General features: G+C 78.6%; 13 protein-coding genes. 3 read left to right on the top strand and 10 right to left on the bottom strand.

What is annotated here, in order from left to right; all coding sequences use genetic code 11:
- Nucleotides 1–52 precede the first annotated feature (52 nt).
- The 5 genes from LO771_RS02445 to infC all read right to left on the bottom strand — a co-directional run bounded on the left by LO771_RS02445 (nucleotide 53) and on the right by infC (nucleotide 3,906).
- Complete coding sequence (locus LO771_RS02445) at nucleotides 53–1,090, bottom strand: ATP-binding protein (RefSeq protein WP_374228046.1); 1,038 nt, start codon at nucleotides 1,088–1,090, stop codon at nucleotides 53–55.
- Nucleotides 1,091–1,370: 280 nt separating this feature from the next.
- Nucleotides 1,371–2,249, bottom strand: coding sequence for an RNA methyltransferase (locus LO771_RS02450; protein WP_230647836.1), 879 nt, complete (start codon nucleotides 2,247–2,249; stop codon nucleotides 1,371–1,373).
- A gap of 205 nt (nucleotides 2,250–2,454) precedes the next feature.
- Nucleotides 2,455–2,838, bottom strand: a complete 384-nt coding sequence (gene rplT, locus LO771_RS02455) for a 50S ribosomal protein L20 (RefSeq protein ID WP_230647838.1) — start codon at nucleotides 2,836–2,838, stop codon at nucleotides 2,455–2,457.
- 108 nt (nucleotides 2,839–2,946) lie between these two features.
- Nucleotides 2,947–3,141: a 50S ribosomal protein L35 gene (gene rpmI, locus LO771_RS02460; protein ID WP_230647840.1), complete on the bottom strand. Its 195-nt coding sequence runs from the start codon at nucleotides 3,139–3,141 to the stop codon at nucleotides 2,947–2,949.
- A 108-nt stretch (nucleotides 3,142–3,249) separates the two neighbouring features.
- Nucleotides 3,250–3,906 carry a translation initiation factor IF-3 gene (gene infC / locus LO771_RS02465; protein WP_230647949.1) on the bottom strand — a complete coding sequence of 219 codons (657 nt, stop codon included), beginning with the start codon at nucleotides 3,904–3,906 and terminating at the stop codon, nucleotides 3,250–3,252.
- A gap of 461 nt (nucleotides 3,907–4,367) precedes the next feature.
- On the opposite strand from infC, the gene LO771_RS02470 reads away from it, so the two are divergent.
- Nucleotides 4,368–4,820, top strand: coding sequence for a DUF1844 domain-containing protein (locus LO771_RS02470; RefSeq protein WP_230647842.1), 453 nt, complete (start codon nucleotides 4,368–4,370; stop codon nucleotides 4,818–4,820).
- A gap of 107 nt (nucleotides 4,821–4,927) precedes the next feature.
- On the opposite strand, the gene LO771_RS02475 is transcribed toward LO771_RS02470, so the two are convergent.
- Complete coding sequence (locus LO771_RS02475; RefSeq protein ID WP_230647844.1) at nucleotides 4,928–5,674, bottom strand: SseB family protein; 747 nt, start codon at nucleotides 5,672–5,674, stop codon at nucleotides 4,928–4,930.
- A 416-nt stretch (nucleotides 5,675–6,090) separates the two neighbouring features.
- On the opposite strand from LO771_RS02475, the gene LO771_RS31215 reads away from it, so the two are divergent.
- Entirely contained in the window at nucleotides 6,091–6,939 is an 849-nt protein-coding gene (locus LO771_RS31215; RefSeq protein WP_230647846.1) for a serine hydrolase, read from the top strand.
- Here the strand turns inward: LO771_RS31215 and mycP are convergent.
- Both mycP and LO771_RS02490 read right to left on the bottom strand, forming a co-directional pair.
- Nucleotides 6,911–8,260, bottom strand: a complete 1,350-nt coding sequence (gene mycP / locus LO771_RS02485) for a type VII secretion-associated serine protease mycosin (protein WP_374228036.1) — start codon at nucleotides 8,258–8,260, stop codon at nucleotides 6,911–6,913. The genes LO771_RS31215 and mycP overlap by 29 nt on opposite strands.
- A 153-nt stretch (nucleotides 8,261–8,413) precedes the next feature.
- On the bottom strand, nucleotides 8,414–9,355 hold the full coding sequence (locus LO771_RS02490; protein ID WP_230647848.1) for a hypothetical protein: 942 nt from the start codon (nucleotides 9,353–9,355) through the stop codon (nucleotides 8,414–8,416).
- Nucleotides 9,356–9,538: 183 nt separating this feature from the next.
- Between LO771_RS02490 and LO771_RS02495 the strand changes: the two genes are divergently transcribed.
- The gene (locus LO771_RS02495) at nucleotides 9,539–10,747 is read left to right on the top strand and encodes an amino acid deaminase/aldolase (protein WP_230647850.1); all 1,209 of its coding nucleotides are present in this window, start codon (nucleotides 9,539–9,541) and stop codon (nucleotides 10,745–10,747) included.
- A gap of 130 nt (nucleotides 10,748–10,877) precedes the next feature.
- Here LO771_RS02495 and LO771_RS02500 read toward each other — a convergent pair whose 3' ends face one another.
- Together LO771_RS02500 and LO771_RS02505 are read right to left on the bottom strand one after the other, a co-directional pair.
- The gene (locus tag LO771_RS02500; RefSeq protein WP_230647852.1) at nucleotides 10,878–12,200 is read right to left on the bottom strand and encodes a DUF2510 domain-containing protein; all 1,323 of its coding nucleotides are present in this window, start codon (nucleotides 12,198–12,200) and stop codon (nucleotides 10,878–10,880) included.
- Nucleotides 12,201–12,246: 46 nt separating this feature from the next.
- Entirely contained in the window at nucleotides 12,247–13,065 is an 819-nt protein-coding gene (locus LO771_RS02505) for a 3-oxoacyl-ACP reductase (protein ID WP_230647853.1), read from the bottom strand.
- Nucleotides 13,066–13,071 lie beyond the last annotated feature (6 nt).

Below are 13,071 nucleotides of genomic sequence, written 5' to 3' on the forward strand. Positions count from 1 at the left end.
TCTAGTCGCACCGGGTCGGGGGGCCGGACGGGAAGCCCGCCGGGGCGGCCGACTACAGCATGAAGTCGGGGACCCCGGCGGGCAGCACGAATCGGAAGCGGGCGCCGCCGCCGGGGGCGCGCCCGACGCGGATCGTGCCGCCGTGGGCCTCGACGATGCCCTTGACGATGTAGAGGCCGAGGCCGGTGCCGCCGCGGCGGCTGCCCCGCCAGAAGCGGGTGAACACGCGCGGGATGGCGTCCTCGGGGATGCCGGGGCCCTCGTCGCTCACGGTGACGGCAACCCCTTCCCCGACGCGGCCCTCGACCTCCTCGCGGGCGGCTCCGACCTCGATGGTGACAGTTCCCTCACCGTGGCGCACCGCGTTTTCCAGCAGGTTCCACAGCACCTGGTCGACCTTGTCCGGGTCGGCCCACAGCTGCGGCAGCGGCCCGCCGGCCAGGACGCGGAACCGGCCGGGGGCGGTGCCGGCCGCCGCCAGCGCCTCTGTGTGCCGGTGCACGGCCGCGGCGACGTCGACCACCTGGCGGCGCAGCTCCAGGCGGCCCGCGTCGATGCGGGAGATGTCCAGCAGCTCGGCGATCAGGCGGGTGACCCGGTCGGCGTCGGCGTCGACCGTCTCCAGCATGAGCTTCTTCTGGTCGTCGGTGAAGCGCTCCCACTTGCCGAGCAGCGTCGCCGTGAAGCCCTTGACGCTGGTCAGCGGCGAGCGCAGCTCGTGGGCGACGGTGGCGATCAGCTCGGCGTGGCTGCGCTCGGTGCGGCGGCGGGCCTCGGTGCCGCGCAGCGCCACCACCAGGCGCCGCAGCGGCCCGCAGGGGGCGGCGCGCACGTAGCGGGCGGAGACCAGCACCTCGCGGCCGCCGGGCAGCAGCAGGTTGCGCTCGGGCTGGCGGGTGCGGGTGGCCAGGCCGCCGTAGGGGTCGGTGCACTGCCACCAGCGGCGGCCGTCGAGGTCCTCCAGGGGCAGCACCTCGGCGAAGGGGCGGCCGAGGGCGCGGCGGGGGCTCAGGCCGGTGATGCGGGCGGCGGCGCTGTTGAAGCAGACGACCGTGCCGTGCTCGTCGGCGACCACCAGGCCGTCGGGCAGGTCGTCGGGGTCGACGCCGCCGGGGCCGGCGCCGGGGTGGACGGGCGCGGGGCCGGCGGGGGCGGGTACGGCGGGTACGGGGTCGGCGGAGCCGGTGCGGGCACGGCCGGCGGTGTCGCGGTCCGGGGTGTCGCGGCGGGGCCCGGCGCACTCCGGGCGGGCGCCCCCCGCACCGAGGGCCTCACCGGTGTCCTGGGACAATCGCTTCCCCCCGCGTGCTGGCCGGCCGGCGGCCGCCCCGTCCTGTGCTCCGGGCGCCGACCCGCCTCACAGTAGCGCCCTAGCCGTCCGCGCGGCACCCTCCCGCCATGCGCTGGGCACGGGCGGACGCGTAGAGGCACACCGCGGCGGCGGTGGCCAGGTTGAGGCTCTCGGCGTGGCCGTGGATGGGCACCCGCACGACCGCGTCGGCCAGCGCCCGGGTCTGCTCCGGCAGGCCCCAGGCCTCGTTGCCGAAGACCCAGGCGGTGGGGCCGCCGAGGGCGCCGGCGTCGAGCTCGGCGTCCAGGTCGCGGTCGCCGGCGCCGTCCGCCGCGAGCACCCGCACCCCGGCCGCGCGCAGGCCGGCCACCGCCGCCTCCACCGGCACGCCGACCGCCACCGGGAGGTGGAAGAGGCTGCCCACGGAGGCCCGCACGGCCTTGGGGTTGTACAGGTCCACCGAGGCGTCGGTGAGGACGACCGCGTCGGCGCCGGCCGCGTCGGCGGTCCGCAGGACGGTCCCGGCGTTGCCGGGGTCGCGGACGTGGGCGAGGACGGCCACCAGCCGGGGCCGGGCCGCCAGCACGGCGTCGAAGGGGGTGTCCACGAAGCGGCAGACGGCGACGATGCCCTGCGGGGTGACCGTCTGGCAGACGTCGGCGATGACCTCGGCGCTGGCGGTGAGCACCGGGACCCCGGCCGCGCGGGCGGCGCCGGTGATGCCGGCGTACCGCTCGTCGGCCTCCGGGGTGGCGTAGACCTCGACCACGGCGTGCCCGCCGGCGCCGGGCAGCGGACCGTGGGCCACCGCCTCCCGGACCGCCTGCGGGCCCTCGGCGATGAAGCGGCGCTCCTTGGTGCGCTGGGCGCGCCGGGCGAGGCGCCGGGCGGCGGTGACCCGCGGGGAGCGCAGGGAGGTCAGCAGGGGGCCGTGCTCGGGGCGGTCGGTGGTAGCCATGGCGCTTTCTGCGTGGGGTGCCGGGTGCGGGCGGGACGCCGGGCCCGCGGGCGGGGGCCGGGTCCGCCCGGGGGCGGGGGCTCCGGGCGGAGGGCGGGGGCTCCGGGCGGAGAAAGAACGGACCCGCAGGCGCACGCCGGAGCGTGGCTGCGGGTCCGGTCTGCCTCGCGGCGGGCTCGGGCCCGACCGCTCGGGGATGCCTGGATCAGGCGGCCGTGGGGGCGTTCACGTCGGCCGGCAGCGCCTTCTTGGCCACCTCGACGAGGGAGGCGAAGGCGTTGGGGTCGTTGACCGCGAGCTCGGCGAGCATCTTGCGGTCGATCTCGACGTTGGCGGCCTTCAGGCCCTGCACGAAGCGGTTGTAGGTGATGCCGTTCGCACGCGCGGCGGCGTTGATCCGCTGGATCCACAGCTGGCGGAAGTCGCCCTTGCGCTTCTTGCGGTCGTTGTAGTTGTAGACGAGGGAGTGGGTGACCTGCTCCTTCGCCTTGCGGTACAGGCGCGACCGCTGGCCGCGGTAGCCGCTGGCCCGCTCGAGGATGACCCGGCGCTTCTTGTGGGCGTTGACCGCCCGCTTGACGCGTGCCACTGCATTACTCCTTGGGTAGGACCGCGGACGTCTTCACGCGGTCCGCAAATCGAATAGGTCGGGAAGGATCGGCTGGTTCCCGCACCGGCGCTGCGGTGCGGGGCGCGATCACTTGCCGAGAAGCTTCTTGATCTTCTTGGCGTCGGCCGGGGCCATCTCGACCGTGCCGGCGAGGCGGCGGGTCAGAGTCGAGGGCTTGTGCTCGAGCAGGTGACGGCGGCCGGCGCGCTGGCGCACCACCTTGCCGGAGCCAGTGAGCCGGAAGCGCTTGCTGGCGCCGCTGTGCGTCTTGTTCTTCGGCATGTCGCCGTACTCTCCTCGTCGGTCCGCCCCCGCCCGCACACCGTCGGGGCGGGCGGGAGCGCTGGATGGATCTTCGGGTGCCGGGGCGGGGGCCCCGGTACCGAGGTGTTACTCGGCCGGTGCCTGGGCCTCGACCGGCTGCTCGACCTCGGCGGCCTGGGGGGCCTCGGGGGTCTCGGCAGTCTCGGTGCGGCCCTGGCGCTCGGCCTTGCGGGCGGCAGCGGCCTCGCGGGCCTCGGCCATGGCCTCGGTCTTCTTCTTGTGCGGACCGAGAACCATGATCATGTTACGGCCGTCCTGCTTGGGCGAGGACTCGACGAAGCCCAGGTCCTGGACGTCGTCGGCCAGCCGCTGCAGCAGTCGGAAGCCCAGCTCGGGGCGGGACTGCTCGCGACCGCGGAACATGATCGTGATCTTGACCTTGTCGCCCTGCTTGAGGAACCGTACGACGTGACCCTTCTTGGTGTCGTAGTCGTGCGGGTCGATCTTCGGCCGGAGCTTCATCTCCTTGATGACCGTGTGCGCCTGGTTCTTGCGCGCCTCACGGGCCTTCATGGCCGACTCGTACTTGAACTTGCCGTAGTCCATGAGCTTGCACACCGGCGGCCTGGCGGTCGCCGCGACCTCGACGAGGTCCAGGTCGTACTCCTGGGCAAGCTCCAGCGCCTTGGCAAGCGGCACGATGCCGACCTGCTCGCCACTGGGACCGACGAGTCGCACCTCGGGGACGCGAATCCGGTCGTTGATGCGGGGCTCGGTGCTGATGGGGCCTCCTCGGTTGCACCTTTTCCGATGCGGCCGTCGGGCGGCGGTCGCACGTGTCGAATCGACTCACCGGGCGGGACTTCATCCGCGCTGCGCTGCGCGCCGCACCGGGCGCGCACCGCGGACACGAAAAAAGCCCCGCACGATGCACAGGCGGGGCTCCACAACAACCGGAAGTGCCCTCGCGAGCGTGCTCGCGCGGGGCGACAGGCGGCACGGACGCGCAGGGCGTCGGCCGCGGACCGGACCCGTCGACCCGGAGGACGATCGGGTGGGAGACTGACGGGTGGTCCCTGTCGGGATCCCTCGTACGTGGAGCCTCCACTTGCAGGCCGGGCACCTCGTCGGGTGTCTGGCCGGTCAGTCTCGAATCATAGCAGCGTCCGGGGCCCCGGCGTTATTCCGCACCCCGCCGCGTACGCTCGCGGGGAGAGTCCTGACCCGCGGAGACAAGCGAGACCATGAGCACCCAGCCCGACCCCGCCGCCGGCAACGGCGCCCCCGAGCACGACGCCCCCCGGTACGGGGACCCCGAGCACGACGCCCCCCGGCACGACGCCTCCGGGACGGAGGAGGCCGGGAGCGACGCGTCCGGCGCCGAGCGCGACATCGCCGACGTGCCCGCCGTCGAGGTGATCACCACGGTCGCGGTGCACCTGATGAGCGCGGCGGCCGTGAAGTGCGGGCTCACCGAGGACGGCGAGCAGCACAAGGACCTGGACGAGGCGCGCAAGCTGATCACCGCCCTGGCCGGCCTGATCACGGCGAGCGCCCCGGACCTCAGCAACTTCCACGCGGCGCCGCTGCGCGACGGGCTGAAGTCGCTGCAGCTGGCCTTCCGCGAGGCGTCGCTGGTGCCGGACGAGCCGGGCCAGGGGCCGGGCGAGAAGTTCACCGGTCCGGTCTACGCCTGACGCCCGCGGGGGCGTCCGGCGGCCGGGCACACGGGGAGGGGCGGGCCCGGCGGGCCCGCCCCTCCCCGTGTGCCCGGCCGCCGTCCTCGAGGGCGTGCGCGCCGCCCTCAGCGCGTGTACAGGGGCTCGCCCGGGACGTCGGCGGCGGCGGGCAGCAGGGCGAGGTCCAGTCCGAGGTCCAGGCGCACCCGCAGCAGCTCGTCCGCGGCCAGCGCGGCGGCGATCCGCTGCGCCGCCCCGCGCACGGCGGCCTCGTCCGCGTCCGGTCCGGGCACCAGGGCGACCACGGCGTCCGTCTGCTCGGCCGGCCGCAGGTAGGCGCGGAGCACGGCCGGCTCGTCGGCGACCACCCGGCGCACCGCCTCCAGCACCTCCGGGTCGCGGGCCGGCGGCACGTGGGCGCGGCCCTCGGCGACGGCCCTCATGGGCGCGCCCGTCAGCTGGTAGGCGACCGGACCGGCCGGGTCCACCAGGAGGGTGTCCGCCCGCTCGGAGTAGGCCGCGAGGACCGCCTGGCGGCCGTGGACCGGCACCGGCCGGGCGTCGGCCCGCCAGCGGGCCAGGGACTCCAGGGAGGTGAAGGCGGGCAGGGCCCGGCGGCCGTCCGGGGCCTCGACCACGGGGACGGCCATGTCGCTGGTCTTCTCCCGCCGCAGGCCGTCCGGTCCGGTCTCGACCTCGCCGAGGACGGCCACCACGGGCACCATGAGGCGGGCCGCGGGGAGCGCGGCCAGCACCTCGGGCCCGACAGCGGCGGGGTCGTCGGCCCAGCGGGCGAGTGCTGCGGCCAGGTGCGGGTCGGCGGCCCCGCCGTCGCCGGCGAAGCCGGGGTCCGGGATGTTCTTGCGCTCCACGTCCCCGAGGGTATGCGACGGCCCGGCGGCCCTCCCGGGCGGTGCTCACCCGGTCCTCGGGATTTGCGCAGGAACGCTCCGTACCGTCCCCGTGCATGCGGGCACGGGAATCGGAGATGCTGGCCGGGACGGGCCGCACCGGCGGCGGGCGGCGGGGACGGCGGAGGCGCGGGTGGCGGCGGTGACGGGCACGGCGGGCGGGGCGGCGGGTCCGGTTCGGCGCGGTCGCGGCGGTCGCGGCGGTCGCGGCGGCCGCGGTCGCCGTGGCGGCGGCCGCGAACCGCGGGGCGGTGCCGCGCATGGCAGGTGACACGGCGCGAGGGGGGCGGACCGGGGCGCGGCCGTCGGCGGCCGGGGCGGCGGCACCGCAGGCGTCCCCGCGCCCCTCCGGGGAGGGGTGGCGGGAGCGGCAGGCCGTGGAGGACCCGGCCGCGTCGGACCCCGCGGTGCCGGACCCGGCGGCGTCCGCCTCCGCGCGTGCCCGGGACGGCGCCGCGGCGGCCGTGGAGCGGGCGGTGCGGGCGGTCGCCGCCCGGGCCCCGGGCGGCCTGTCGGTCGCGGTCGCCGACCTGTCCACCGGCGTGTCCGCCGGGTACGGCGCGACCGGGCGCACCTTCGTCACCGCCAGCATCGCCAAGGCGGACATCCTCGCCGCCCTGCTGCTCCGGACCGAGGACGCCGGGCGCGGCCTGAGCGCGGAGGAGCGGGAGCGGGCCGCCGCGATGATCCGCCGCAGCGACAACGGCGCCGCCGACGCCCTGTACACCGCGGTCGGGCTGGCCGACGGACTGGACCGGGCCAACCGCACCCTCGGCCTGACCGCGACCACCGCGGGGGGCGACCGCCGCTGGGGCCTCACCGCGACGACCGCCGCCGACCAGCTGGCGCTGCTCCGCGCCGTCTTCGACGGCGGCTCGCCGCTGGGCGCCGCCTCCCGCGCCCACCTGGGCGGCCTGATGGGGCAGGTCGAGGCCGGGCAGGACTGGGGCGTCTCCGCCGCGGCCGACCCGGGCACCGGGCCCCGGCTGAAGAACGGCTGGCTGCCCCGGAGCGCGACCGGCCTGTGGGTGGTGAACAGCATCGGCCTCGTCCGGCACGACGGGCGGCCGCTCCTGGTCGCCGTGCTCTCCGACGGCAGCCCGGCGCTGGCGGACGGGATCTCCCTGGTCGAGTCGGCGGCCGTGGCGGCCGCCGACGCCCTCACCGGTGCACTCGCCGGCGGGGTCGCCGGGGGGCTCACCGGCGGTCCGGAGGTCCGGGCCTGAACCGGGCCGGGCCGGGCGGGCCGGGCGGGGGCGGCGGGCCGGGCGGGGACGGCGGGGGCGGCGGGCCGGGCGAGGCGCCCACCGGCAGAGCGGGCGGGCGGCGTCCGCGCCGCAGCAGGGCGCCGAGCAGGAGCAGCAGCAGCCCGGCGGGCACGCGCAGCCGGTCCGTCGGGAGGGCCCCGGACCGGGCGGGGCTCCCCGGCGCGGGGGCGGCCGCCGGGGACGGGCCGCCGCCGTCCGGCCCGGCTCCGCGGACCGGTCCGAAACGCAGCCGGGCCGCGGGGACGGGCACGGGCACGGCGGGCTCCGCCCGCATCCGGGCCGCCGCCGCCAGCGCGGCGGGCGGGTCGACCAGGCCGGCGCCCAGCGCGTCGCTGCGGCCGCCGGGCGGCCGCCGGTCCGCGGTCGCCTCCAGGGCGGCGCGGAGCTGCGCGGGGCCGAGGTCGGGGCGGACGGAGCGGAGCAGCGCGAGGGTGCCCGAGACGTAGGCGGCGGCCGCGCTGGTGCCCCAGCCGGTGTAGTAGTGGCGGTCGGGGTCGGCGATCACCACGTCGACGCCGGGCGCGGCGACGGAGGTGTACCAGCGGCGGGTGGAGAAGGCGGCCGGGCGGCCGGCGGCGTCGGCGGCGGCCACGGCGACGACCCCGGGGTAGGCGGCGGGGTAGGAGGAGCGGTTGCCGCTGCGGAGGCCGTTGCCCGCCGAGGCCACCAGCGGCACGCCGCGGCTCAGCGCGTACCGGACGGCCGCGTACTCGTCGGGGTCGGCGTGGGCGGTCTCGGCGTCGTCCCCGAGGGAGAGGTTGACCACGTCGGCGCCGTGGTCGACCGCCCAGCGGATGCCCGCCGCGAGGGCGTTGCCGGGGCGGCGGCGGGCGGCGGGAAGCGCCGGGTCGGTGTCCTCCAGGATGACCCGGACCGGGAGGATCCGGGCGTCCGGCGCGATCCCGAGGACCCCGTCCGCGCCGCCGGGCCCGTGGCCGCGTCCGGCGACGACGGCGGCCATGGCGGTCCCGTGCCGGGCCCACGCCGGGTCGCCGGGGCGGGCGCCGGTGCCGACGGTGTCGGTGCCGGGCAGCACGCGCCCCGCGAGGTCGGGGTGGCCCGGGTCGACGCCGGTGTCGAGCACCGCGACGACGGTCCCGGCGCCGCGGGTGGTGCGCCACGCCTCCGCCGCGTGCAGGGCCCGCAGCGGCCACTCGTGGTCGCGGACGCTGTCGGCGGCGGCGGGCGGCGCCGGGGCGGAGGCCAGGACGGCGAGGCAGAGCACCGCGGCGGCGCGGCGGGTCCGGGCGGCGGTCCGGCGGACAGGGGTGTCACGCACGGCGGTCCCCGCTCGGGGGGAGGGGGCCTGACGCACCGCCGCCCGGACGGCCGTGCGCGTCCGGCGTGCCCGCACGGCCCCGCGTTCCTGCACGGCCCGGCGTGCCCGCGCGGCCCGGCGGGCCGGGGCCGTCCGACGTGCCGCCGGGGCGGGTCACCGGGCGGGTCCGCCGGCCGGGGGGCGGTACCGCCGGGCGGCGTCGAGGGCGCGGTCGAGGGCGGCGCGCACGGCTGCGGCGAGGACGCGGACGGCGGGGCGGACACCGGACTCGACGAGGGGGTCGCGGGGGTCGTCGGCGGAGGCGGGACCCGCCGGGACGGGAGCGGCGGTACGCCGGCCGTCGGCGAAGGAGGCGGCGGCCCAGACGACCCAGGGATGCCCGGGGTCGGGCTCGGCGGTCCAGACGGCGGGCGGCGGGGCCGGGCCGGTGGCGGGCGCCTCCAGCAGCCGGGCCGCCGCACCGCCGCCCCCGTCCGGCGGTGCTCCGGCGGGCCGGGCGGCGGCGGGCGGGGGCACGGCGGTCGGGGCGGACGTGGTGACGACGCCGACCGTGACCAGCCGGGTGCGGGCCGGGTCGGTGTAGGTGGCGCGGAGCACCGGCCCGCAGCCGTGCGGGGCGAGGGCGGCGTACAGGTACCGGCCGAGCCCGGCGGGGGTGCACGCGGCGGCGGGGGCGAGCGCGGTGCGGATCCAGGCGGAGCCGTCGGCGGGGTCGATCCGGGGCGGCAGGAGGCTGTCGGCCGGGGCGGTGCGCCAGAGGGCGCGGGCCAGGGCGAGGCGTTCCGCGGTGCCGTCCGCACGCCCCGGGGCCGGGAGGAGGGCGGCCGTGACGCCCGGCCCCAGCAGCAGCCCCAGGCCGGACGCGGCGCAGGCCAGGGCGAGGCCGGTCCGCAGGGGCCGCCGGGCGGCGCGCGGACGGGCCGGGGACGTGGGCGCGGGTACAGGTGCGGACGCGGCCGGGGCAGGGGGCGTGGGCGCGGGTGCGGACGCGGGCGGAGGCGCGGGGTGCGCTGCGGCGGCCGCCGGGAGGGGGCGCAGCGGCGGGCGGGGAGCGGGGACGGCGGGGCGGGGCGGTGCCGTCTCGACCTCGCGCACCTGCGGCCACCCCCGTTCCTCGGCGGGCCGTCGGCGGCGCTCCCCGGCGCCCGGCCTCCGCAACTCCGGCGGCCACCCTACGCGGTGGGCGGCGGCCGTGTTCGCCGTTGCCCGGCAGAATCGTTCCGGCAGGGACCGTCCGACTCCTCCCGTCCGGCGGCGGCGGTGTGGCACGCTTCGGCCATGCCGAACACCGCCGCCGACCGGGCCCGCTACGACCGGGCCACCGCCCACCTGGAGGCGCCGCTGGCGGTCGTGGACCTCGCGGCGTTCGACGCCAACGCGGCGGACCTCGTGCGGCGGGCCCACGGCAAACCGGTCCGGGTGGCCAGCAAGTCGGTGCGCTGCAGGGCACTGCTGGAGCGGGTCCTGGCCATGGACGGCTTCGCCGGAGTCATGGGTTTCACCCTGCGCGAGTGCCTGTGGCTGGCCGGGTCGGGCTTCCGGGACGTGCTGCTGGCGTACCCCTCGGCCGACCGGTCGGCCTTCGCCGAGCTGGCGGCCGACCCCGCCCTGGCGGCGGCCGTGACGGTGCTGATGGACGACCCGGCGCAGCTGGAACTGGCCGACGCGGCACGGGAGGGCGGCCCGGGGACGGGCGCGGAGATCCGGGTCTGCCTGGAGCTGGACACCGCCCTGCACCTGCTGGGCGGCCGGGTGCGCGTGGGGGCGCGCCGGTCGCCGCTGCGCTCCCCCCAGGAGCTCGCCGACTTCGCCGAACTGGTGCAGAAGCGGCCCGGCTTCCGGGTCGTGGGGCTGATGGCGTACGAGGGGCACGTCGCGGGCGTCGGCGACTCCGTGGCGGGCCGCCCGCTGCGGTCGGGGGCGGTCAGGGCGATGCAGCGGGTGGCGCGGACCGAACTGGCCGTCCGGCGGGCCGCGGCGGTGCGGGAGCTGCGGCGGGTGGCCGACCTGGAGTTCGTCAACGGCGGCGGCACCGGCAGCCTGGAGTCGACGGCGGCGGAGGCGGCGGTCACCGAGGTCGCGGCCGGTTCGGGGCTGTACGCGCCGCGGCTCTTCGACGACTACGCGGCGTTCCGCGCCCGGCCGGCGGCGCTCTTCGCCCAGCCGGTGGTGCGCCGGCCCGGTCCGGGCGCGGTGACGGTGCTGGGCGGCGGCTACCCGGCCTCGGGGCCGTCCGGCCGGGACCGGCTGCCGCAGCCGTACCTGCCGGAGGGGCTGCGCTACGACCCGCAGGAGCAGGCGGGCGAGGTGCAGACGCCGCTGCTGGGGGCGGCGGCGGACGGGCTGCGGGTCGGCGACCGGGTGTGGTTCCGGCACGCCAAGGCCGGCGAGCTGTGCGAGCGGTTCGACCGGCTGCACCTGGTGGAGGGCGGCCGGGTGGTGGACTCGGTGCCGACCTACCGGGGCGAGGGCCGGACGTTCCTCTGACGCCCCGCCCCGGCGGGCCGGTCGCACCTGCGGGCCGTCACCCCCGAAGGAGCGGCCGCCCGCTCCCGCGGGTCCGGCCGCCCGCCGCAGCACGGCCGCCCGCCGCGGTCGGGCCGCTCCCGGCGGCCCGTCAGGCGCCGCTGCCGGCGCCGGGTCCCGCGTGGTCGCGGATGCCGGCGACGAGGGAGTCCATGACGGCCTGGGAGGGTGCCTTGTCCACCGCGTCGAAGCCGAGGTGGACGGCGACCAGGGCGCGGCCCGAGCGGTTCGGGAAGACGACCGTCTCCACGTAGCCGTCGTTGCCCGTCCTCGCGTCGACCTTCCAGCGGACGAGGTAGCCGGACCGCCCGGCGACCGTGACCGGCTCGGCTTTGAGCTGCCGGTGTCCGGCGGGCCTGCCGTACGCCTCCTCGGCGGCGGCGGCGATGTCGGACTTCGCGGCGGCCTCCGGGTCGCCCGTGCCGGCCTTGAGCGTGCTGGTCACCACGCCCGCCAGGCTGCACCCGGCCGGGGACTGCGGGCAGGAGTAGGAGCCGGTGGAGAGGGAGGCGTGGCCGTCGCGGGTGGTGCCGCCGGTCCAGCCGGACGGGACCGGGAGGGCGATGCCGTTCACCGCGTCCACGGCCGTGCGGGGCCCGGAGCCGGTGCCGCCGGACCCCGGGCCGCCGTCGGGGGCGCCGCCCCGGCCGTCCTGGCTGTTCGGGCCGCCCTGGCTGTTCGGGCCGTCCTGACCGCCGCCGGAGCCGAGGCCGGGCGGGGAGCCGTCCGGTGCGCCGTTCCGGCCGGGCCCGGGCGCGGGGAGGGCGCGCGCGGAGCCGCCGTCGTCACGCATCGCCAGGTAGGTCGCGCCGGCGCCCACGGCGCCGCCGACCAGGGCCCCCACCACGGCGGCGACCGCCACCGCGCGGGCGGACCGCCGGGGGCGGTCCGTACCGGAGGGGTGGGCCGGGCCGAAGGGGTGGGCCGGGCCGAAGGGGTGGGCGGCGCCGGGGGGCTGCACCGCGCCGAGGGGCTGCGGCGCCCCCGCGGGCGGAACCGGCCAGGCGACCGGGGAGGCGGGGTCGGCGGGGGCGGGGTCGGCGGGGGCGGGCGGGGCCGTCCACCCGTCCGGCGCACCGGGCGTCTGCGGGACGCCGTCCGTGCTGCCCTCCGGCGGAACACCTCCGGCGGAGGCGGGCGGGACCGCCTCGGGCCCGGACCGGCGGGCGGGATCGGCGGGCCCCGCGGCCGGCCCGGGAGCAGGATCCGCCCCGGGCCCGGCCCCGGGCTCCGCCCCGGCCCCGACGGGTGCCCCCGCCGGCTCCGCGGCGGGACCGGCGGCGGCCTCCTCCGGCGGCAGGGGGCGCGTGTCGCCGGTCCAGCCGCTGCCGTCCCACCATCGCAGCCGCCGCCCGGCGGCCGCGCCGTTCTCGCTCGGGTCCGGGTACCAGCCGGACGGAATCGTCGCAGTCACGGTCGGCACCGTACGGCGCGGCCGATAAGGCCGAGGTCAAGAGCCGTCAGATCGGCGTCACGTACGCCCCGGAGATGCCGCCGTCGACCATGAAGGCGCTCGCCGTGACGAAGGAGGAGTCGTCGCTGGCCAGGAAGGCGACCGCGGCGGCGACCTCCTCGGCGCGGGCGAAGCGGCCCAGCGGGATGTGGACGAGCCGGCGGGCGGCGCGCTCGGGGTCCTTTGCGAAGAGTTCGCGCAGCAGGGGGGTGTCCACCGGCCCGGGGCAGAGCGCGTTGACGCGGATGCCCTCGCGGGCGAACTGCACGCCCAGCTCCCGGGACATCGCGAGCACCCCGCCCTTGGAGGCGGTGTAGGAGATCTGCGAGGTGGCGGCGCCCATCACCGCCACGAAGCTGGCGGTGTTGACGACCGAGCCCCTCCCCTGCCGCCGCATGTAGGGCAGTACGGCCCTGCAGCACAGGTACACGGAGGTGAGGTTGACCTCCTGGACGCGGCGCCAGGCGTCGAGGCCGGTGGTGAGGACGGAGTCGTCGTCGGGCGGCGAGATCCCGGCGTTGTTGAAGGCGACGTCGACGCTGCCGTACGTGTCGTGCGCGGCCCGGAACAGCGCCTCGACCTGCTCGGCGTCGGTGACGTCGGTCTCCACGAAGAGGCCGCCGGCCTCCTCGGCGGCGGCCTTGCCGGCCCGTTCGTCGATGTCGGCGCAGACCACGCGGGCGCCCTCGGAGGCCAGGCGGCGGACGGCGGCGAGCCCGATGCCGCTGCCGGCTCCTGTGACGACCGCGGTCCGGCCGACCAGGCGGCGGCAGACGGGCGCCTCCGCGGGGGCCCCGGCGGCGGGGGCGGCGGGGGTGTCGCTCATGGGCGG

This window comes from Streptacidiphilus sp. ASG 303 (genome assembly GCF_020991365.1).
Classification (GTDB): Bacteria; Actinomycetota; Actinomycetes; order Streptomycetales; family Streptomycetaceae; genus Peterkaempfera.

Bases quoted from the DNA above. Each gene is read 5' to 3' on its own strand.
- LO771_RS02495 (WP_230647850.1), top strand. From the start codon at position 9,539: ATGCCGAACACCGCCGCCGACCGGGCCCGCTACGACCGGGCCACCGCC.
- LO771_RS02450 (WP_230647836.1), bottom strand. From the start codon at position 2,249: ATGGCTACCACCGACCGCCCCGAGCACGGCCCCCTGCTGACCTCCCTG.
- rpmI (WP_230647840.1), bottom strand. From the start codon at position 3,141: ATGCCGAAGAACAAGACGCACAGCGGCGCCAGCAAGCGCTTCCGGCTC.
- LO771_RS02470 (WP_230647842.1), top strand. From the start codon at position 4,368: ATGAGCACCCAGCCCGACCCCGCCGCCGGCAACGGCGCCCCCGAGCAC.
- LO771_RS02505 (WP_230647853.1), bottom strand. From the start codon at position 13,065: ATGAGCGACACCCCCGCCGCCCCCGCCGCCGGGGCCCCCGCGGAGGCG.